Source organism: Paenibacillus sp. NRS-1782, from assembly GCF_050467685.1.
In the GTDB taxonomy this organism is placed as follows: Bacteria; Bacillota; Bacilli; order Paenibacillales; family Paenibacillaceae; genus Paenibacillus; species Paenibacillus terrae_A.
Genome location: NZ_JBITPH010000040.1, coordinates 89,259 through 108,776, shown reverse-complemented (window position 1 = coordinate 108,776; position 19,518 = coordinate 89,259). Strand labels below are relative to the sequence as shown.

Below are 19,518 nucleotides of genomic sequence, written 5' to 3'. Positions count from 1 at the left end.
AGTGGATAGTTCTTCCGATCGCTGTTGTCAAGGGATTCTTTTGGATTAGTATTAAGGTTAGAATCCCCGGGCAAAGGCGTACGCTTCGCTTCTCCATTTTGATCATAAGGAAGTCCAACCCACATCTTGAACGAGGATTCATACAAAAAAAACGGCCAGATCGCCAAGGTAGCGAAATCGGGCCGTTTTCCATTGTTTAAGACCGAGCCTCCGTGAAAATTTGAAAGGTAATACCAAACTTGTCCGTTACATTCCCATAAGCCGGACTAAAATGGGTTTCTTGCAAAGCCATCCCCACCTGTCCTCCTTGCTGTAGAGCGTCAAACATTCTTCTGGATTGCTCGACACTGTCGGTTGTAATACAGATGCTCACCTGATTCCCGCTGCTGAACGGCGAGCCAGGAAAGGTGTCGGAAAACATAAGCTCTGTCTCACCGACTTTGAGGGTGGCATGTCCCACACGTTCCTTGATCTCTGCGGGAATCGGAAATTCCGGATTTTCAGGCATTTCACCGAAGGTTTGGATAAAAAGCAGTTGGGCATCCAATACCTTTTCATAAAATTGAATCGCGTCCTTCACATTTCCATTCATCGTAATATAGGGGATCAAACGCTTTGACATTTTCAACACAACTCCTTCATTTTTAAAGCTATCCTGTCATTTCTCCTGTATTATATGCAAAAAATGTTAAGATAAACAGAGTTGTTTGTTATCTTTCTTCTACCGATATGCCAAGCTGCTGCTCCACATGCGAGGACATACACGAACACACCTGCCTTCTTGGTATCGAAAAAAGGAGTTAATTATGGTACATTTTTGGAATACTGCTACCGATATATTCTATAGAACCCAACACTGCAAACGTTCTCTTCTACTTTGAGGGTCATATAAAAACTTCGAATAACAAGGAGATCACAATTCATGAAAAAGAAAATCGGCATAACCGCTTCCGTCTTACTGCTCGCCCTAACCGGTTCTTTATCCGTATCTGCTCATCCGGGCAGAACAGACTCCAGTGGCGGCCATACCTGCTGGACCAACTGCTCGAAATGGGGCCTTTCCTACGGGGAATATCACTATCATAGCGGGGGTTCTTCCTCCAGCAGTTCTTCCTCTTCCAGTAGCTCTGCATCCAAGAAAACCACGAAATCAAAGCAAAAATCAAAACAGAAGCAAAGTACACAACAGAGCCAAAAACCCGCTTATACTACATCCAATCTGAAAGTACTCGTGAATGGAACGCCTATTTCTTTTACAGCCAAGCCCATTGTCTACCAAAATACAAATCTTGTTCCCTTGCGCGATATAGCAGAAAGCTTGAAGGCAGAGGTCGTATGGGATCACGGTACTGGAACCATAGGAATTACCAAGGCCAACCACAAAGTCACGTTAACCCTGGGAAGCCAAACCGTATTTTACAACGGACAAGCGGAACAAATCGCTGTAGCCCCCAAGACGATCAATGACACCACTTATGTACCTGTACAGGTATTCGCCAAAGGATTGGGGGGCGCAGTTAGTCTATGATGAAAACACAAATACGCTAAAAATCTCTCTATAAGCCAATCCAATATGCCAAAAAGCCTTTTGATCGCACTTGGCGCAATCAAAAGGCTTTTTGGTTCAACTGGATCAGCTTAACCTACTCTATTGCGGCTTCTCAATCACAAACAGACAGGTGCTATCCGGCAGGGGAACAGGCTGACCCTGCTCATCGGTAAATCCAATACGCCCGGCAAGCGCTTCCGTATAGCCCTCCTGCAAATAGTGACGGCTCTCCCGGATTATAGCCTGCGATCCAAGCGTGCGGCGAATACACTCTTCATACTGTGAAGGGGTAAAATACCCAAACTGCTCCTGCACTTCATGCATATAGGCTTCCGTCCCCCAGGTGTAGGTATACAGAAATTCCATCGCATCGTTCACAGGCAAAATAGCCTCATGCTCACTCACACGCTCCACTTCAATGTGGCGACCTGTAAAATCTTTGGCATATCGCAGCAACCATTCCATTCCGTCCGGCTCCAGGAACCGGATTCGTCTGCGCTGTTCTGCCGGTTCAGTCATAATGCCGTCACGGATAATGATACGTCCGCCCGGTGCCAGCACATGATAGGCGCTTTGCAAAGCAGCCTCCACCGTATGCAGATTGAACCGGGCTCCATCCCGTTCCATGTAAGAATACAGCTCGTGGAGAATGGACGAAAAAATGATCGTGTCCATGCTCCCCGGCTCTATAAATTCCTCCAGTTGGAGAGCATCTCCTTTAATCACATCCCAGCGGTGGCCCTCCAATTGCTTTTTACGTTTGAGCGCTTCAATAACATTCACAGAAATATCGAGTCCCAGCGGCTTCACGTCCGGTATCTCCTGTTCAATCAGGTCCAGCAGCACACCCCCGCCCGGTCCGATATCCAATACACGAGTTCCCGTCACGTAATCCAGAATGACCTTTTTGTAATCTACGGTTTGATTCATATCCGCAAGGTATGTTTCCTCATTGTGAAAACGATCATAAGCATCACGGCGCAAGCCGAACAGGTCAAACAGTAGTAATATGGCTTTGTCATACAAAGGCGTTTTTTCCGCCTCGATGCAAAAGTCAATCAGCTTCTCAGCCGCAGATGAAAAATGAAAATTAAAAAACACGGTACTCTGCAGCTCCTCTTTATGCTCCACGACCACATTCAAATGAGGATTATGCTTCCGTTTTCCTTGCAAGATATCCTGCCAGGATAGCGCGTGTAAATATTTCTCAATCATCCGTTTTTTATAAACGTTAATTTTCTTGATGCCGCGATAGTCATAATGCATCGTGTTCATGAGAGATTCAAAGCTGATATGTCGCACCGTTGCAGGCAATTCCTGTCCCGTACCATCCCGTAACGCAAGTAAAAATACCTTCACCAGCTCCTGCAACGAAAAATCCTGTAAAGCCGACTCCACATACCAAAGCGTTCGATTCTCCAACGGAGCCAGCGCCTTATCTACATTCAGCTCGTGCTCCAGCTCGGCGTAAGCCTGCTCGAAGGGTTCCCCTTCATGAATAGAAACCGACCGTAATCTCTCCAGTCGTTCCTTCACACTCCAGGCCACAGGCGCGTTATCCCATGCGATCCAGCCAATCAGTTGCTCCACTTCACTCCGTACCTGCTCCCATAACTCAGGGTCTACCCCGGCGATAATGCACTCATTTAGCGCAAGTAAGGCAAGCTCCAGTTCTTCGTGGCTTAACCAGCCCTTACGGGTAATTTCCAGCAGCGCCCGATTTTCCGCAAAAGGAATTTCACCCCGTATATACTGCCCGATTAATCCATGGGTCTCAATCAGAATCCGAGTCATAGTGTTGCGGGGGAACGCCGGTTTCTCCGCTTGAGCCTGTCTGACGTACAGCTGGGCGGAACCAATATTATGCACAAATAAATTGATGCCCTCCTGCTGCCAGCGCAGCCGTTCGCGAACTGTGCCTCCTTTGGCCGTCTCAGACCATACCAGCACGTCTTCCAGCAGCTCCTTAATCCAGAAAGACAATGGAAGCCCGTCCAAAATAAGCAACGTACGCTCCACATAATCCAGTACGGGATTAGCATCCTTTAACTCCCCTATGGAGTGGATGCGTTCCAGATTCACAATGCGCTCCTCAGCCGAAACGAGCAGTTTCAGCCAAGTCGGCGTATCCCAGGCCAGATCACTTTCTTTTCGATAGTTGGCAATGGCTTTTAACGATTGCAGCATTTTTCCTCACCTCGATTGATTCGGATTCGGTAAATACGTGTAGATAAGAGCCTTGTATAAAATACACTTTACCATACATTTATTGTTTACATCCCGTGGAAAATATTAAACTTTTTTAACAATCATAAACCGAGGTTTTGAAAAGGGGACTCCCACTGCCGCGAAAACAAAAAGATATCTCCCAGCCTTACGGCTTAGAAGATATCTAATCATCCTTGTTATACGTAGTTAATTTATCATTTCCTGCATTGTTCAGAAAACTTCGCCGCTGTTATACAACACGCCACTTCTGTAACATTCGTATCGCTTATTTACCAGCAGGAACTCCATCCGGTACAGGAATGCCAAAATCAGGCGTCCCGTCCTCATGCCAGTTCAACGACTGAACACGTGTATGGCGATTCGGGTCATACAACGGATCACCCGTAATCTCCTTGTAATTCCGTGCATGATACACGATGACGTCATTACCGTCAGCCCCAACCGTAAAGCTGTTATGACCGGGTCCAAATTGGCCCGTTTCCTCATTCGTGCAGAATACGGGCTCAGGCGATTTCGCCCATGATTTAGGGTGGAGCAAGTCTCCATTCTCGTCCGCTGTCAGTAGCCCCATGCAATAATTATAATCTGTGGCGCTGGCTGAATAGCTGATAAAGATTCGTCCGTTTCGTTTCAGAACTGCCGCTCCTTCATTCACCTTAAAACCGATGACTTCCCAATCATATTCAGGGGTTGAGATCATCACCTGCTCACCGCGCAGCGTCCACGGATTGCTCATTTCAGAAATGTACAGATTGGAATTACCGACAATGTCCGGGTCCTTCTGGGCCCACACATAATACAGCACTCCATGATGCTGGAAGGTTGTGGCATCCAGCGCGAACGTTTCCCAACGGGTTTTAATCTGCCCCTTTTCCACCCATTCTCCTTCCAGTGGGTTAGCCGAAGCATTTTCCAGCACGAACATCCGGTGGTCAAACAGACCTTCCTTCGTTTCAGTGGTGCGAGCTGCTGCAAAATAAATGTACCATTTGCCATCAATAAAATGAATTTCCGGTGCCCAAATATTGGCGCTTAACGGGCCTGTTTCATATTTATGCCACACGGCGACAGGCTCTGCCGTATTTAAGCCCTGAATGGTAAGCGCCCGTCGAACCTCAATGCGGTCATACTCGGGTACAGATCCGGTAAAATAATAGTATCCGTCACTATGCTTGTAAACCCAAGGGTCTGCACGTTGCTCAATGACCGGATTAGTAAAAGATACAGGTTGATTCATGGTTTTTCTCTCCTCTATGTGTAGTATGTAAGTTCATACAATTAATCGCCGATACGCTTACCCCAAATGGAAACTCCCTTGTCGTCCATACCCGTAAAAATTAAAGTTTGGCGACCCAGCTCCCAGTCCCATGAAGGAAGCAATAGCAGTTGTTCCTTGGTCCTTTCGGATGTATCGCTCCAATCCAGTGTTAAAGTACGCTTGCCGTCAAAGCTCCACTGGCCTTCAAGCGTTCCGCTGGTTGCCCGACCTCCATCTTCCAGACGAAGCGGTTCAGCTTCCACTTGACCGTCCACTTCCTGCTTCATCACGATGCGTTCCCAACTGCCGGATAATAATCTTTGAGGTATATCCTGCTCCTGCTCGCCCGCATACCGTTCCGGCGATACGACAGGCCAGCCCTCAGCGGTCCATAATATTTTACGTACATGCAGATACGGCCATCGCTTATCCGTCTCTCCCCGTGCATGATGCACGATATAATAATCCTCTCCGTCCTTCAGAACGGAATTGTGACCTGGCGCAACCCAGCCTTCTCCTTCGCTGAACCGATAGCCACCCAATACCTTGTTTCCGATCTCATATTGGGGCAAATAGCTGGTATCTGCCATATCATGTCCATTGATATCCACATACGGACCTGTAATCGAATCCGAGCGGGCAACGCGTACATTATAGTCCTCGAACAAAGAATCATATGAGACAAACAAGTAATATTTGCGGAATGCGGGATTGTACACAATGTATGGCCCTTCCACAGCACCATCCTCTGTTGCTCGATCTCTGGCGGCAATATTTTTCCCGTAGCTAGACTCCTTCAGCTTTCCAGTCTGGGGATCAAGTGGCGTAATATAAATGCCTCCAAAAAACGAGCCGTATACCATCCACGGATTCCCCTCCGCATCCAGCACCGGATTGGCATCAATTGCATTCAGCTTGTCATGCTCCTTCGTTTTAACGACCAGCCCTTCATCCTTCCACGGGCCTTCCGGCGAGCTTGATGTCTGCAATCCGATGGCTGACCGTGTGCTGCCAAAAGTAGAAGCTGAATAATACATCCGATAGATATCGCCCATTTTAATAACGTCCGGTGCCCACAGATTGGTTGCTGACGACCATGCCTCTGCTTCTTTTGGAATGCCAGGCAGCGCATACTGCACCCAGTTCCAGTGAATCAGGTCAGTCGATTTACGTACCATGACCCCCGGCCTCAGTTCTCCGCCTGCCTTTACATCCGTGGAATATACATAATAGCCCTGATCTGTTTTGATAATCGCAGGATCATGCGCATTGTTAATCGTCCAGCGCTGCTCATCATTTATCGTACTTTGGTTATACAAGTGATCGGGAGGCGGAGCCTGCGGATATACAGGGTCCGGGGTATTATCTCCACAGCCGGATAGGCCCAGCATAAGCAGCATTACCATAACTGTTATTCTCCTCCTTCCTTTACCCATTACATATTGTGATTGCCTTGCATCATTCATCCGTGCCCTCCAGTGGCTACACTTAACCTTTGACACCGGAAATAGCAACCGACTCAATAATCTGTTTCTGGAAGATCAGGAATATAATCAGCACAGGTAACAAAGCGACTATGGAAGCTGCCATAATGAGCGGATAATCCGTCTGAATGGCATAGGTCGCATTAAAGTTCGCTATGACCAACTGCAACGTCTGCGTTTCCGGTGAATTCAAGTAAATAATCGGTGCCAAATAATCGTTCCAAATTCCCATGAACCATAAAATAAGCTGTGCCGCTACTGCCGGCTTAATAAGCGGGAATGTAATGGACGAATACAGTCGGAAATAAGAGCTTCCGTCAATTTTAGCTGCTTCGATAATGGCGTCCGGTACACTGAGCAAATACTGCCGCAGGAAAAAGATCATAACCACATTCCCGAACAAACCTGGAACGATCAGGGGCAAGAGCGTGTCTACCCAACCGAGCTTGGAAAACATCATAAACTGTGGAATCATAACCGTTGGGTATGGAATCATCATCGATGCGATGAGTAAAAGAAACAGTTTATTTTTATGAGGGAATCTCAGTTTTGCAAATGCAAAAGAAGCCACACTGGATGTAAAGGTACCCACAACGGTAACACTGACAGCCACAATCACGCTGTTCTTGATCCCGCTTAACAAAGGTCCCGCTTCCCAAATTTCCTTATACTTGCTAAAATGGAATACTTCTGGTATCCATACCGGTGGAAGAGCAAAGACATCCTGCTTTTCTTTCACAGAAGTGGACAGCATCCACAGCAGCGGCGCGATCATCACAATCGCTCCAATCGCCAGTGCAATAAAAATAATGATATTGGTAACTTTCGTTCTTTGACTATGGGACATAATCAGACTCACTCCTTTCCGCGAAAATCAATCCCCATCATAGGACGATTTTTCATTCATTTTGAATTGAATCAAAGTTACGATAAAAATGAAGATGCCAAGAATCATAGCCATCGCGGAGGCATATCCCATTTGAAGGTTTTTAAATGCCTTATCCCAAATATAGAAGACGATTGAGGCGGATGAGTATTCCGGACCCCCTGTAGGAGTCATAATGTTCATTTCAGTAAAGATTTGTGAACCACCAATGATATTGGTTACGACCAGGAAAAAGGTCACTGGTTTTACCATTGGCCATGTAATGTTGCGGAACATTTGGAATCCGCTGGCTCCATCCAGCTCTGCTGCTTCATAGTAAGAGCGAGATACACTTTGCAGGGCTGCCAAATACAGTAACATCGTGTAGCCAAGACCCTTCCAGACCGTCATAAGGATCAAGGCAGGCTTAACCGTATCCTTATCCATCAGCCAATTGGGACCTTTAATACCAAACAATTCGAGGAATTGGTTCACCAGACCGTAGTCTCCGTTGTATGCCCAGTTCCACATAATAGAAACAGCAGCCAAAGAAGAAATAACCGGAATATAGTAGATCACACGAAACGTTGTCGTGCCCGGAATCTTGCGATTCAACCCCAGTGCCAGCAGCAAAGCCAACAAAAGACCGATTGGAATACCCAGCATTAAGAAAAGAGTATTGTACATCGATTTGTAAAAGAGTTCATCGGTAAATAAATCTTTGAAATTGTCGAGACCAATAAAGTTCATTTGTCCCAATCCGTCCCAATCTGTAAAAGAGCCGTATAACGAATAGACAAACGGGAACAACGTAAAGATTAGCAGACCGAGAATAGGTGGAAGAATAAATAAGTATCCATATATTTTCTCTTTGCGGTAGAGATTAGATTTGGTTATCACAGGGCTCACCTCTGTTTCTAATTTGGAATGAAGATGATGTCAGCAGCATAATATCAGCCACTAACATCATCCCTTATCCGTTATTTACGTACTATTTCTGTGATTTTTTCTCTTGCTCCACCGCTTTATCCAGCAGTTTCTGCATCTTCGGTTGCTCCTGCTTTACATAATCCGCTGCCGTAATTTTTCCGTCCAGCACAGGCTGAATATCGGTGAAGAAAATATCGTACCATTCGGCGTTATACGTATAGTTGCCTGGTAATGAGCGACCATAGTCATTCACAATATCAATAAATTCTTGTTTGTTAGCAGGCTTGGTTTTCGTATCTTTGGACCACTCATCCGCCATATCCAGCAGATTCGGAATTTGTACCTTGGCATCTACGAGCTGCTTCATTCCTTCTTTGGAAGTCGTCAGATAGTTGACCAGTTCTACAGCTTCATCCGGGTACTTTGTTTTAGAGGAAACACCAATACCCAGAGAACCAATCCATGTTGCCGATTTGCCAGTCGATCCTGCCGGGAATGGCAACAGATCATATTCAAATGGCAGTTTTTCAAATGTACTCATATCCCAAGGACCTACCGGGAAGAATGCCATTTCGCCCTTCATCCAGCGTTGATAGGTGTCCAGTGTTTGTGATTGTTCAATACCAGGCGTAATCTTATATTTGTTTTGCATATCAGCAAAGTATTGAAGCGCTTCCGCAAATTTAGGATCATCAATCGTTACTTTCGTTTTGCTTTCATCCAGCCAATCCGCACCATTGCTCCATACGAAGGCTTGCAATGCCCACTGAACGTTAAAACCTGTACCATACTGATCCGGTTTGCCATCACCATTCGTATCTTTTGTCAGCTCTTGGCTGACCTTGATAAACTCATCCCATGTATACGGTTTGTCTTTATCAGGTAACGGAACGCCTGCTTTTTCAAACATGGTTTTGTTATAACCCAAGGCGAATGGACCCAAGTCCTTTGGCATACCGTAAATATTTCCTTGGCCGGCCATTTTACCGTCATAGCGGTACAAATCCACACCGTATTTCCAAATGTTATCCAGCTTTATATCCTTGTTCTTCTCAATGTAAGGAGTGAGGTCCTTCAGTATCCCACTATTTACATAAGCTTTCACATCTCCAGGGTTAAAATAAAAGACATCTGGAAGATTATTTCCTGTGATCGCTGCTCTGAGCTTTGTAGCATATTGATCCGCGGCCGTCACGACCATTTTAACCTTCACGCCAGGATGTTCCTCTTCAAATTTCTTGATAACTTCCTTATAAGCCTTCTGCTCATCCGTACCACCACGGAACATGAATGTCAGTTCCTTGCTTCCATCACTATTGGAGCTTCCTCCACTACAGCCAGCCAGTGCAGCAACCATCAACAACAGTACAACCATTGTCATTGCAAAACCTATTTTCTTCATTAACGCGACCCCTCCTAAAATTGAAATGAAACCGCATACATATAGTGTTAAAATAAACTCATACCATTTGGCCTTTATTCACCTGTGCGGTACATCATCCTGTTGTTCACTCGAGCCTGTGATCATCATTCCTCTCATGCACCTATAATTAATATTTTTCTTTATCAATAATGAATTCGTTTACAAACAAAATATATCACGGCATTCTACGGTTCGTCAATGCATTTATAAATCTTTTTAAATAAATATAAAGTATAGAATTGAATAGCATGAAAAACAAAATAAAATCGTATTTAAGTTATTTTATTGAAAAATTTAGAGTAAATGAACTTAAACACGATTTTATTTAGGTAAAAAATCTATTCTGAGTTTTGTTTCACTTCCCTTTTTATTTTTGTAAAATAATTTATTCCAAAGCGGTTTACTTCTTTCTGTTTTTATTTTAACATAAATCAAAACAAATATATAAGCGCTTACATTACATTTTTTATAGATAAGGAAGGTCCATTGCTATGATTTATATTAAGGACTTAATGTCAGGGCTAGATATTTTCAAAGCGCTCGGCTCGGAAATCCGCATTCAAATTTTGGAATTGCTCGCCGTCCATCAAGGACAAAGTATGAATGACATCGCTAACAGGCTTGATTTGAGCAACGGTACGATTACGATGCATATTCGTAAGCTGGAGGAATGTGGCCTTGTCGAGATCAATACAGTAAGCGGCAAGCATGGTACCCGAAAAATGTGCTATCTGAACAAGGAAAAACTGATGGTGGACTTGCGTAGCAGAGAGCAGAAAAATGTGTACGAGGTTGAAATTCGTATCGGTCATTACAGTAACTACCAGGCAGTACCTACCTGTGGCTTGGTGACCAGAGACAGCATTATTGGTGATTTTGATGATCCCCGCTATTTTGCAGATCCCGGAAGGCTGGACTCGGAAATGATCTGGATGGCAGATGGTTTTCTGGAATATCGGATTCCTAACTACCTGAAAGAGAATCAATCCTTTACCGAAATTCAATTTTCCGCAGAGCTGGGCTCAGAAGCACCGGGTTATTGTGAGGTATATCCTTCCGACATTTGTTTTCATGTCAACGGCATCCCGATTGGTCACTGGACTAGCGCCGGAGATTTTGGAGAAGTACCGGGGGTTCTGAATCCCGATTGGTGGCCACCGCATTTGAATCAATATGGCATGCTCAAATTAATTCGCATCAATCAACATGGAAGCTTCATTGACGGGTGCCGTATATCAGAAGTCACAATAGACGATATTGGGCTTAACTATAAAAGCGATATTACACTGCGCTTATCCGTATCCGATCAGTCGGAGAACAAAGGGGGTCTCACCATTTTCGGCAAAAGATTCGGCAATTTCAGTCAGGATCTGCTGGTGCGTGTGCTTTATGAAGAACACGGGGAGGCCAACGTTAGCTGATGACTTCCCATATGTAAAAAGGCCGAAGCCCGTATTCGTGGAATACGTCTCCTCGGCCTAAGCGTGCTTCTCCTCACTTAAAGAGATATAGATCAACAGATAAAAAATGACCGCGATTCCAAACACCAGCCAGCTAAAAGACAACAAATGAAGCCTTGCTCCGGCATGCACCACCCATTTCCAAACATTCATCACGATCACCATGGGTTGCAACGCCACATCCCAGCTATTCCAGCGAGCAAATCTGCCGATATATACACCTACACTGGACAGCCACAGGAATATAAAAACGATAACCCACGCAAGCCAGCTGGAACAAACCTCTTGCAGCATACGGTGGATCGTAAATATACAAATGGAAGTAAGAAAAAGACCAATCCCTGCTGCCGAAAAAGGCGTAAATAAGATCAACCAAAATTGAATATCCAGCCAAAAACGCGAGTCAGGATTCACTTCATAAAAACGGAATGCATGCAGTAATTCAGTCAGCAAATAGAGTGCATTCGGCAGAAAAAACAGCCATACGACTCCGGCAATTAATAAAAGAAGCCTTCTCACTCTTATGTTTCCCAGTCTGGATAAGGCGATCATTCCTAGAGAAATCAAGACCGGAACCCATGCCAGAAATATATCCCAGTACAAAAATTGATACATTTTCGTCCCACTTGTGGACTGCACATACATAATAAGTCCATAACATCCCAACGAAGCTAAAAGCAGTACACTCAATAAGCCGGGCAGCTTATATCTCTTCCCTTTAAACAGCAAACTCTCGTCCAACCCCCTGCATGAATATACGTATATACGTCCTTTAATAATTATATCCATTTATTACACAGTTCGTATGTCCCCGGATACATGATTTTCCACATTCAAGGCATCAAAAGTAACATCACAACCTTCTCCGACCGGAGATTGTGCAACGACCCCGACCTTTAGCTCGTTTGGAACATCCATGCCAAAATATCTCGCCAACTTCCATTGCTGCCCGTCTGATGAATAATGAAAGGCAAAGCAATTTCCGGCTCTTGCCACTCGCAAATACGGATTGGAAACGTCCATCGTCCCAGATATACAATCATCGGACGTATCCCGTGTGACCACACTAAGGATAGAGGGGGTGCTTTCAAAGTATTCAAAGCACAGCTTGGCCCAATGGGTATCATCCGCCATAATCATCAAGCATCCTGAATCATAAGGCTGCTTCATATCGACACGAACCCTCGTCCATATTGTAAAATCACCTTGAAGCGTTGTATGCAAAAAGGGTGCGGACGATTTTATCGCCGCGCCGGACGGATCTCTAAAGAAATCCGCCTGTGAAGGTGCAGATACTTTTAAAGCCTTGGAATCATCGAATCTCCATACAGTCGGTTCGTTGGTCCAGCCCCATCCTGTAGGCAAAACCTTGCCGTTAAAGCGTTCAAATACGTTCATATGGACACCATCCTTCTCTAGCCAATATTGTCAAATATCATGGTGAAATCGGGGGCCCAATCCCCCTTGATACCACTATATACGTTATTTTCCAATCGTCAATGATGATGCTCCTGTCTTTAAAATTTATAAAAAAAGACTTGCCATCCTGAAATGTTGTGCTTATAATTACACCTAACTTGATACGGCAACAAATTTCAATGACGAGAACGAGTAAGCTATACAGCGGATTTGCAGAGAGTTGGGGCAGGTGAAAGCCAACATTCCGAGGGTAGCCGAACGCCATCTCCGAGAAGCGGGCTGAACCTGAAGTAAGCTCTGCCGCCTTTCCAGCGTTAACCGGAACACGTATTGATGGATACGTGAACAGAGTGTCATTTCTTATGGAATGAAACTAGGGTGGTAACACGGGTATAAGCTCGTCCCTTTACAGGGGCGGGTTTTTTTTGTTTTTCAAAAAGGAGGAAATCAATATGACGAACGTATCGACCACAGTATCTATAAGCGATTTTTTAACTCCAGCTGTACGGGAAATGCCGCCTTCAGGCATCCGTAAGTTTTTTGAATATAGTACGGGCAGAAAAGATATCGTTTCGCTTGGTGTTGGCGAACCGGACTTTGTGACCCCTCAACATGTCAGAAAAGCTTGTATTCTAGCACTGGAAAATGGCAAGACCTCGTACACACCGAATGCTGGTCTTCCCGAGCTGCGTGAGGAGATTGCCGGGTATCTGGAGAGAAGTTTTAACACGTCCTACAATCCGGCAAATGAAATCATGGTAACGATCGGCAGCAGTGAAGCGCTGGATTTGGCGCTCCGCGCCCTGATTACGGAACACGATGAAATTCTCATTCCTGCTCCCTGCTATATTTCGTACTCACCGATCACGTTTCTGAATGGAGGGCATACCGTAACGGTTGAAACCTCTGCTGATCAGCAGTTCAAGCTGACGGCTGAAGCGCTCAAAGCCAAGCTGACTCCACGATCCAAAGTGCTTATTCTCTGTTATCCGAACAATCCGACAGGTGGAGTGATGACTTATGAGGACTGGCTACCGATTGCCCGCTTGGTGGAGGAGCATAATCTAGTCGTGATCTCGGACGAAATTTATGGTGAGCTGACCTATGGACAGAAGCATGTAAGCTTCGCCGCTCTGCCGGGCATGAAAGAACGAACCCTGCTCATCAGCGGTTTTTCCAAAGCCTTTGCAATGACAGGCTGGAGAGTCGGCTATGGTTGCGGCCCGCAGGAGCTGATTTCAGCCATGCTGAAAATCCATCAATATACCGTGATGTGCGCTCCTATAATCGGGCAAATTGCCGCTATTGAGTCCCTGCGCCACGGGCTGGAAGAAAAAGACCGCATGATAGAATCGTACAATCTGCGCAGAAAATGGTTTGTTGAAAGCTTGTGTCAGGCAGGACTGCCCTGCCATGAACCGAGCGGTGCCTTCTACGCTTTTCCTTCCATTACTCATACGGGATTAAGCTCAGAGCAGTTTGCCAAGCGGTTACTGGAAGAAGAGGGTGTCATTACTGTACCCGGCTCCGCATTCGGTCCGGGTGGCGAGGGCTTTATCCGCTGCTCCTACGCATCATCGCACGAGCAACTGGAAATCGCTTTGGAGCGTATCAGCGTGTTCTTGAGACGTCTGTAATCAGCCCTTCATATCGTGAACATGAACACTGGATGAAAACTGTTGCACCCCATACACAAAGGAGCGAAATGACATCATGAACATTCAAATCAGTCCACTAGCCGAGCAGCGACTTACACAAATTCTCGGTGATCAACCGGGCTATATCAAGCTTTTTTACGACACAGAGGGCTGCGGCTGTGATGGTATTACAGTGCTCAAGATCGTCAGCGCACCCGACAACGGCGATATAGAAGTACAGGCGGGCAGCTTGCCTTTTCTCGTTAGCGGTCAGCAGGCGATTTATTTTGAGGAATCCATGCGCCTTGATGCAGACGAGAAATTCCCTTCCTATAAACTATCCAGCGATTCTACCTTCTATAGTAATAATGTAAAAATCAGGGATGTCCGGCTGTCCTAATCTTTAGGATGGTCCGGCATCCAGAACGTTTTGCACAAAATCGGTTTTAGCCTCCGTGTACGCTTCACGATCATGCTGATTTTCCATCGCCAGCTGCCTTTTTAAGGCGTCATATTGCTGAACCAGCTCAGGCCGTTCACGAAGACGGTTCCGAAATAACAGTTGTTGATCCCAATGCTCCTCATGTTCCAGCATGAGATGCAGATGTCCCTTTCTTTGATCCTGTTCCACTTTAACCAAAAATCTTCTCCATTCCCGACCGTCCAGCTCAGGCGGAACATAGCTCCAGCCTGCTGGTTGTAAGACGGACACAATCTGTTCCAGCCTATCCCAAGCTTCCAATTTTGCCATAATGTCTATGATGGGCTTAGCGGAAAGATTGGGAATTGCCGTGCTTCCTATATGCTCCATCTCCGTCACCTTAAACGGCAGTAGCAGCTCCCGCAACTGGTGAATGATCTGCAAGCCCTGCTCTGACCAGTCAGGATCAGGATTCACTATTTTTACAGGCTCCGTAGCCCACACTGGCCAATGTTCCTGATTTTGCTCCTCATGCATTCACTTATCCCCCTTATACCCACTCGTGCATTCTCTCATTCAACCGTATCTTTTTTAATATCCATTACTTCATCTTGAAGCTTGCGGCTGTAACCAGAGTCTGGGCCAAAGCTTTGGCATCGGTGTCAGCCTCAAGCTCTCCTGATCGTATATTCTTGAAATACAGCAGAAAGACGTAGCCTCGAATCCTTTTCCCAAAAAAAAGTTACATTGCTGCATCCAATGCCGTTTCCTCATCAAATTTCCGTGGACGAACCATAAATAATCCCTTCTTTTCGTATCGTTCAGTATATTAAAATTGTATGATCGTCAGAATAATCTGTCAAGTATGTACATGATAAATGCTTGACATCTCATATGGAATCGAGGTATATTGACCTAAATTTATTACATACCAATCGGTATTATATACTTATCGGTATGTAATTATAGAAAGCGATGTGGTATGTGAAAATGAAGACGTCAGAAGAAAAAGCGGTACTCCTATCGCCTCAAACCGTAACTAACGCTGCAAAAATCTCCCCCGTTCCTTCCATTTCCCGGTCTGTAGCACTCTTATTTTCCATAGCTTGTGGACTGGCTGTCGCCAACATTTATTATGCGCAACCATTGCTGGACGCACTGGCGGACGAGTTTGGCATCACGCATTCATCAGTTGGCATCATCATTACAGTGACACAGATTTGTTATGCATTGGGACTGCTGCTGCTAGTCCCGCTTGGCGATCTTTTGAATCGACGACGGCTGATTACCGGACAAATGCTGTTATCCGTGCTGGCGTTAATCGCGGTTAGCTTAGCCCCGACGCGTACAATCCTGCTTATGGGCATGGCAGCGGTTGGAATGCTGGCTGTCGTCACACAGACACTTGTCGCGTTCGCCTCAACCTTGGCCGCCCCGGCTGAACGCGGACGTATCGTAGGTCTGGTGACCAGCGGAGTCGTTATCGGCATTCTGCTGGCACGAACCGTTGCCGGTGTATTGACCGATTTGACAGGTTGGCGTTCGGTATACCTTATTTCCGCCGCATTGACGCTATTCATGGCTGTAGCGCTGTTTCGAGTACTGCCACAGAATGAATCCAAAGGAGCAACGCTATCCTATCCTCAACTGCTTCGTTCGGTTTTCACACTGTTCGTGCAAGAACGGATTCTGCGTGTTCGGGCTGTGCTGGCTTTGCTCATTTTTACTGCGTTCAGCATATTGTGGACTTCGCTAGTATTGCCTCTCAGTGCCCCGCCGCTATCTCTTTCACATACTGCCATCGGGGCCTTTGGTCTGGCCGGAGTCGCTGGAGCATTAGCGGCTACGCGGGCAGGACATCTTGCCGATCAAGGCTCAGGACAGCGGACGACAGGTATTGCGCTGGCTCTGCTGCTGCTATCCTGGTTGCCTATCGGCTATGCCGAGCACTCGCTGTTCGCTTTGGTCCTTGGCGTTATCCTTCTGGATCTGGCGGTACAGGCTGTGCATGTGACGAATCAGAGTATGATTTTCACTGTGCGTCCTGAAGCACGTAGCCGACTTACCGCAGGCTATATGATATTTTATTCCATCGGCAGCGCCACTGGAGCCATCTCCTCGACTCATATGTACACATATGCCGGCTGGAATGGGGTATGTCTGTTGGGTGCTGGCGTCAGCACCTTGGCACTTATTTTTTGGGCCGTAACCCGTAACACATCTATAGATCAGCTGTCACACACTAAAACTAAAACAACTCCATGATAAAAAATGTCCGCTTTATAGCGGACTGACTACATTTCCATTTTTAAAACCATGTTCATTTTTACGGGTATTATGATACGTACTACCCCACCACCATAAGGAGCTACCTCGTTGTGATTTTCTAACATCATTGTACCCTGATGGTGGTTGATCACTTTAGCTGCAAACGTTAGCCCTATACCATAATGCCCTTTTGAACTTCTGCTTTTATCCTCCATGTAAAAAAGCTGTGTAGCTCTCTTCAAGCCTTCTGGAGAGAATCCCTCGCCGCTATCTCTAATTGCAAACTCTATTGAGTTTCCTAAATAACTTATCTCCCATACTACCGTTCCCCCGGCAGGTGTATGATCCACAGCGTTGCAAAGTACATTCATCAAGGCCCGTTGTAACAAATCCTGATACATATATACCTTGATGTCCAGCAGTCTATTATCCTTCAGCACGAACTGAACTGTTTTTTTTCCGCAATAGGCAATTGTATCTCCGACCAAATCTTTTACAAACTTTTGAATAGATATACAGGACAATGCTTCCGCCAATACATCAGAATCGCTTCGCGACAATTGAATAAGTAAGCTTATATATTGTTCGATCTTATTACCCGCATTTAGAATATACTCAATATAAATCGCTTGCTCCGGGCTATGGTCGGATAATCTTAATAATTCTGCATTTCCTTTAATAATCGTAATCGGGATCTTAATATCATGAGCCAGTGCCCCCATGTGCTCCTGCTTATTTTTTTCCAATTCCCACTGTGTCTGCAAAGAACCTTTCAGTGTATCTCTCATTTCTTCCAAGGAAAAAATGACGTCATTTATTTCTTGAATTTGAGAACACTCCACTTCAAAATCCAAATTATTATTCTGGATATGACGGGTCATCCAACTTATCTTAGCCAGATTTCTCTTCATTTTCTTCGCAAAAATAGTTATGATTCCAAACAGCGCCCCCATAATGCATACCATCAAAAAAACTATACTTGTCAGTTGAAATTGAGGACGCGGATCACCCTCTTTTATATTACCGTACAATATTAGAAATAGCATAATCATACCCACACAGCTCAAACATAGACAAAATATATACTTTAGCAGTTCTCTGCGGATCGTCGTTTTTCTTAATCCCACTTGTATCCTACACCCCACATCGTCTTGATGGGAGTCAAATGATGGTAGCTGAATTTTTTACGTATAGATCGGATAAATTCTGTAATTGTTGCAAATTGTGCATGACCGTCCAAACCGTAAACGTCATCATATATTTCTTCTCTTGTGAAAATTCTCCCTTTATTTTTCGCCAAGAACTCGCATATTTTATATTCGTTTTTCGTAAGGGGAATATGAATATCTTCAACCGAGACCTTTTTCGTACCAAAATCAAAGGTCACACCTGAAACTATCGTTCGGTCAGGGTGTTTTTCACGATGCTCTCTTCTCAAATGTGCACTTACTCGCGCACTAAGTTCAAGAACACCGAACGGCTTGGCAATATAATCATCTGCCCCCACCTTTAGCCCTTCGACAATGGCTTCTTCGCCCACTTTGGCTGTCAAGAAAACAATCGGACATTCAACCACATTCCGAATTTTTTTACAAAGCTCCAAACCGTCCAAATCAGGCATCATCACGTCCAGAAGAATCAGATCGTAGCCCAAAAAAGCCTCCTTCGGTAAATCCTTTACCACTTGATGCATACAAACGAGATGCTGGTCTTTTTGTAATACATTTTTAATCAGCATCAGAATGTCTAAATCATCATCTACTGCTAGTATGCTGGCCACCTAGATCCCCCTATTATGACAGCTATCCTGTAATTATCTCCTACTTGTAGGTTAATATAATAATTGTATCATAAATAAGTATATTTTTTCCTTAATTAATTTCATTTCTCAAACTATTAATGCTACATATGAGTATTTTGCAGCAATCCATAGATCAAAACGGTCTAGTTTGTCTATATATTGTACTTTTAAGCGTTGGGAATCGAATGATGCAAAATGCTGATATAAAAAAACGAGTGAGTGGGCGCCGAAATCGGAAGATAGATTCACAGGCCCTGTTCACTCGTTTGGGGATATTCCAGAAACTGCACTAGCTTCTGGAATATCCGATATGGCTTTCATATAGCTGATAAAAAAACGAAAAAATTCAAATTTGAAATCATTATTCTGATTAAACCTGTAGAGAAATGATTAAGAATCTTACCGGCAAGAAAGAGTCACCGGACATGGACAGGAAAGTGTGGATGGTTTGATGCTTGGACATAATAGAGCACCTGTTAAGCATCCGAATGTACATCGATCCGTAGCAGCCTGCGGTTGAATGAAGGCGCTCTGCTTGGACACAGATACAATATCTAAATCAAAATCATCAAATTTACCCATTTTTCCTATCCCCTTTTAGATATCTTCATCATATCAAGTTACTTAAAAATACACGGGCAAGTAATTGTGCTTGGTCTGGTGCCTGGACATAACCACTGGCCTGTCAAGCATCCAAATGTAGCTGGGAAAGTTTGTGCCGGCTTGGAAACAGCTACAATATCCAAATCAAAATCGTCAAATTTAGCCATTTTA

Annotated in this window: 18 protein-coding genes and 1 other annotated feature; of the genes, 5 read left to right on the top strand and 13 right to left on the bottom strand. The window is 44.9% G+C overall.

What is annotated here, in order from left to right; genetic code table 11:
- Positions 1 to 196: 196 nt before the first annotated feature.
- On the bottom strand, positions 197 to 622 hold the full coding sequence (locus tag ACIFQM_RS15235; RefSeq protein ID WP_430065747.1) for a VOC family protein: 426 nt from the start codon (positions 620 to 622) through the stop codon (positions 197 to 199).
- Between the two features lie 300 nt (positions 623 to 922).
- Between ACIFQM_RS15235 and ACIFQM_RS15230 the strand changes: the two genes are divergently transcribed.
- Positions 923 to 1,528 (top strand): copper amine oxidase N-terminal domain-containing protein, encoded by a 606-nt coding sequence (locus ACIFQM_RS15230; protein ID WP_430065745.1) that lies wholly within the window; start codon positions 923 to 925, stop codon positions 1,526 to 1,528.
- A gap of 120 nt (positions 1,529 to 1,648) precedes the next feature.
- On the opposite strand, the gene ACIFQM_RS15225 is transcribed toward ACIFQM_RS15230, so the two are convergent.
- The 6 genes from ACIFQM_RS15225 to ACIFQM_RS15200 all read right to left on the bottom strand — a co-directional run bounded on the left by ACIFQM_RS15225 (position 1,649) and on the right by ACIFQM_RS15200 (position 9,717).
- Positions 1,649 to 3,736: a class I SAM-dependent methyltransferase gene (locus ACIFQM_RS15225; RefSeq protein WP_430065743.1), complete on the bottom strand. Its 2,088-nt coding sequence runs from the start codon at positions 3,734 to 3,736 to the stop codon at positions 1,649 to 1,651.
- A gap of 307 nt (positions 3,737 to 4,043) precedes the next feature.
- The gene (locus ACIFQM_RS15220; RefSeq protein WP_430040434.1) at positions 4,044 to 5,015 is read right to left on the bottom strand and encodes a glycoside hydrolase family 43 protein; all 972 of its coding nucleotides are present in this window, start codon (positions 5,013 to 5,015) and stop codon (positions 4,044 to 4,046) included.
- A gap of 41 nt (positions 5,016 to 5,056) precedes the next feature.
- Complete coding sequence (locus tag ACIFQM_RS15215) at positions 5,057 to 6,442, bottom strand: arabinan endo-1,5-alpha-L-arabinosidase (protein WP_430065741.1); 1,386 nt, start codon at positions 6,440 to 6,442, stop codon at positions 5,057 to 5,059.
- A gap of 82 nt (positions 6,443 to 6,524) precedes the next feature.
- Positions 6,525 to 7,367 carry a carbohydrate ABC transporter permease gene (locus ACIFQM_RS15210; RefSeq protein WP_430040438.1) on the bottom strand — a complete coding sequence of 281 codons (843 nt, stop codon included), beginning with the start codon at positions 7,365 to 7,367 and terminating at the stop codon, positions 6,525 to 6,527.
- 27 nt (positions 7,368 to 7,394) lie between these two features.
- Positions 7,395 to 8,285, bottom strand: a complete 891-nt coding sequence (locus ACIFQM_RS15205) for a carbohydrate ABC transporter permease (RefSeq protein ID WP_430040440.1) — start codon at positions 8,283 to 8,285, stop codon at positions 7,395 to 7,397.
- A 91-nt stretch (positions 8,286 to 8,376) separates the two neighbouring features.
- On the bottom strand, positions 8,377 to 9,717 hold the full coding sequence (locus ACIFQM_RS15200) for an ABC transporter substrate-binding protein (RefSeq protein WP_430065739.1): 1,341 nt from the start codon (positions 9,715 to 9,717) through the stop codon (positions 8,377 to 8,379).
- 512 nt (positions 9,718 to 10,229) lie between these two features.
- On the opposite strand from ACIFQM_RS15200, the gene ACIFQM_RS15195 reads away from it, so the two are divergent.
- Positions 10,230 to 11,159 carry an ArsR/SmtB family transcription factor gene (locus tag ACIFQM_RS15195; RefSeq protein ID WP_430040444.1) on the top strand — a complete coding sequence of 310 codons (930 nt, stop codon included), beginning with the start codon at positions 10,230 to 10,232 and terminating at the stop codon, positions 11,157 to 11,159.
- 57 nt (positions 11,160 to 11,216) lie between these two features.
- Here the strand turns inward: ACIFQM_RS15195 and ACIFQM_RS15190 are convergent, their stop codons facing one another.
- Complete coding sequence (locus ACIFQM_RS15190) at positions 11,217 to 11,927, bottom strand: DUF1361 domain-containing protein (RefSeq protein ID WP_430040446.1); 711 nt, start codon at positions 11,925 to 11,927, stop codon at positions 11,217 to 11,219.
- Between the two features lie 63 nt (positions 11,928 to 11,990).
- A complete protein-coding gene (locus ACIFQM_RS15185) occupies positions 11,991 to 12,596 on the bottom strand; it encodes a DUF1349 domain-containing protein (protein ID WP_044646982.1) in 606 nt (201 codons plus the stop codon).
- A gap of 191 nt (positions 12,597 to 12,787) precedes the next feature.
- Positions 12,788 to 13,026 (top strand) — a binding site (T-box leader).
- Between the two features lie 43 nt (positions 13,027 to 13,069).
- Between ACIFQM_RS15185 and ACIFQM_RS15180 the strand changes: the two genes are divergently transcribed.
- Positions 13,070 to 14,254, top strand: a complete 1,185-nt coding sequence (locus ACIFQM_RS15180) for an aminotransferase class I/II-fold pyridoxal phosphate-dependent enzyme (protein ID WP_430047959.1) — start codon at positions 13,070 to 13,072, stop codon at positions 14,252 to 14,254.
- A 76-nt stretch (positions 14,255 to 14,330) separates the two neighbouring features.
- Positions 14,331 to 14,654, top strand: coding sequence for an iron-sulfur cluster biosynthesis family protein (locus ACIFQM_RS15175; RefSeq protein ID WP_430040452.1), 324 nt, complete (start codon positions 14,331 to 14,333; stop codon positions 14,652 to 14,654).
- Between the two features lie 3 nt (positions 14,655 to 14,657).
- Here ACIFQM_RS15175 and ACIFQM_RS15170 read toward each other — a convergent pair whose 3' ends face one another.
- Positions 14,658 to 15,212, bottom strand: coding sequence for a GrpB family protein (locus ACIFQM_RS15170; protein ID WP_430040453.1), 555 nt, complete (start codon positions 15,210 to 15,212; stop codon positions 14,658 to 14,660).
- A gap of 453 nt (positions 15,213 to 15,665) precedes the next feature.
- Here ACIFQM_RS15170 and ACIFQM_RS15165 point away from each other — a divergent pair, with 453 nt between their 5' ends.
- Positions 15,666 to 16,940, top strand: a complete 1,275-nt coding sequence (locus ACIFQM_RS15165) for an MFS transporter (protein WP_430040455.1) — start codon at positions 15,666 to 15,668, stop codon at positions 16,938 to 16,940.
- Between the two features lie 29 nt (positions 16,941 to 16,969).
- On the opposite strand, the gene ACIFQM_RS15160 is transcribed toward ACIFQM_RS15165, so the two are convergent.
- The 3 genes from ACIFQM_RS15160 to ACIFQM_RS15150 form a co-directional block, all read right to left on the bottom strand.
- On the bottom strand, positions 16,970 to 18,070 hold the full coding sequence (locus ACIFQM_RS15160) for a sensor histidine kinase (protein WP_430047962.1): 1,101 nt from the start codon (positions 18,068 to 18,070) through the stop codon (positions 16,970 to 16,972).
- Positions 18,061 to 18,723, bottom strand: a complete 663-nt coding sequence (locus ACIFQM_RS15155; RefSeq protein WP_430040459.1) for a response regulator transcription factor — start codon at positions 18,721 to 18,723, stop codon at positions 18,061 to 18,063. The genes ACIFQM_RS15160 and ACIFQM_RS15155 overlap by 10 nt, the downstream gene beginning before the upstream one ends.
- Before the next feature lie 641 nt (positions 18,724 to 19,364).
- Complete coding sequence (locus tag ACIFQM_RS15150; RefSeq protein WP_430040463.1) at positions 19,365 to 19,514, bottom strand: gallidermin/nisin family lantibiotic; 150 nt, start codon at positions 19,512 to 19,514, stop codon at positions 19,365 to 19,367.
- Positions 19,515 to 19,518: the final 4 nt, after the last annotated feature.

Bases quoted from the DNA above. Each gene is read 5' to 3' on its own strand.
- ACIFQM_RS15185 (WP_044646982.1), bottom strand. From the start codon at position 12,596: ATGAACGTATTTGAACGCTTTAACGGCAAGGTTTTGCCTACAGGATGG.
- ACIFQM_RS15175 (WP_430040452.1), top strand. From the start codon at position 14,331: ATGAACATTCAAATCAGTCCACTAGCCGAGCAGCGACTTACACAAATT.
- ACIFQM_RS15170 (WP_430040453.1), bottom strand. From the start codon at position 15,212: ATGCATGAGGAGCAAAATCAGGAACATTGGCCAGTGTGGGCTACGGAG.
- ACIFQM_RS15215 (WP_430065741.1), bottom strand. From the start codon at position 6,442: ATGGTAATGCTGCTTATGCTGGGCCTATCCGGCTGTGGAGATAATACC.
- ACIFQM_RS15180 (WP_430047959.1), top strand. From the start codon at position 13,070: ATGACGAACGTATCGACCACAGTATCTATAAGCGATTTTTTAACTCCA.
- ACIFQM_RS15165 (WP_430040455.1), top strand. From the start codon at position 15,666: ATGAAGACGTCAGAAGAAAAAGCGGTACTCCTATCGCCTCAAACCGTA.
- ACIFQM_RS15200 (WP_430065739.1), bottom strand. From the start codon at position 9,717: ATGAAGAAAATAGGTTTTGCAATGACAATGGTTGTACTGTTGTTGATG.
- ACIFQM_RS15225 (WP_430065743.1), bottom strand. From the start codon at position 3,736: ATGCTGCAATCGTTAAAAGCCATTGCCAACTATCGAAAAGAAAGTGAT.
- ACIFQM_RS15150 (WP_430040463.1), bottom strand. From the start codon at position 19,514: ATGGCTAAATTTGACGATTTTGATTTGGATATTGTAGCTGTTTCCAAG.
- ACIFQM_RS15230 (WP_430065745.1), top strand. From the start codon at position 923: ATGAAAAAGAAAATCGGCATAACCGCTTCCGTCTTACTGCTCGCCCTA.
- ACIFQM_RS15220 (WP_430040434.1), bottom strand. From the start codon at position 5,015: ATGAATCAACCTGTATCTTTTACTAATCCGGTCATTGAGCAACGTGCA.
- ACIFQM_RS15195 (WP_430040444.1), top strand. From the start codon at position 10,230: ATGATTTATATTAAGGACTTAATGTCAGGGCTAGATATTTTCAAAGCG.
- ACIFQM_RS15210 (WP_430040438.1), bottom strand. From the start codon at position 7,367: ATGTCCCATAGTCAAAGAACGAAAGTTACCAATATCATTATTTTTATT.
- ACIFQM_RS15235 (WP_430065747.1), bottom strand. From the start codon at position 622: ATGTCAAAGCGTTTGATCCCCTATATTACGATGAATGGAAATGTGAAG.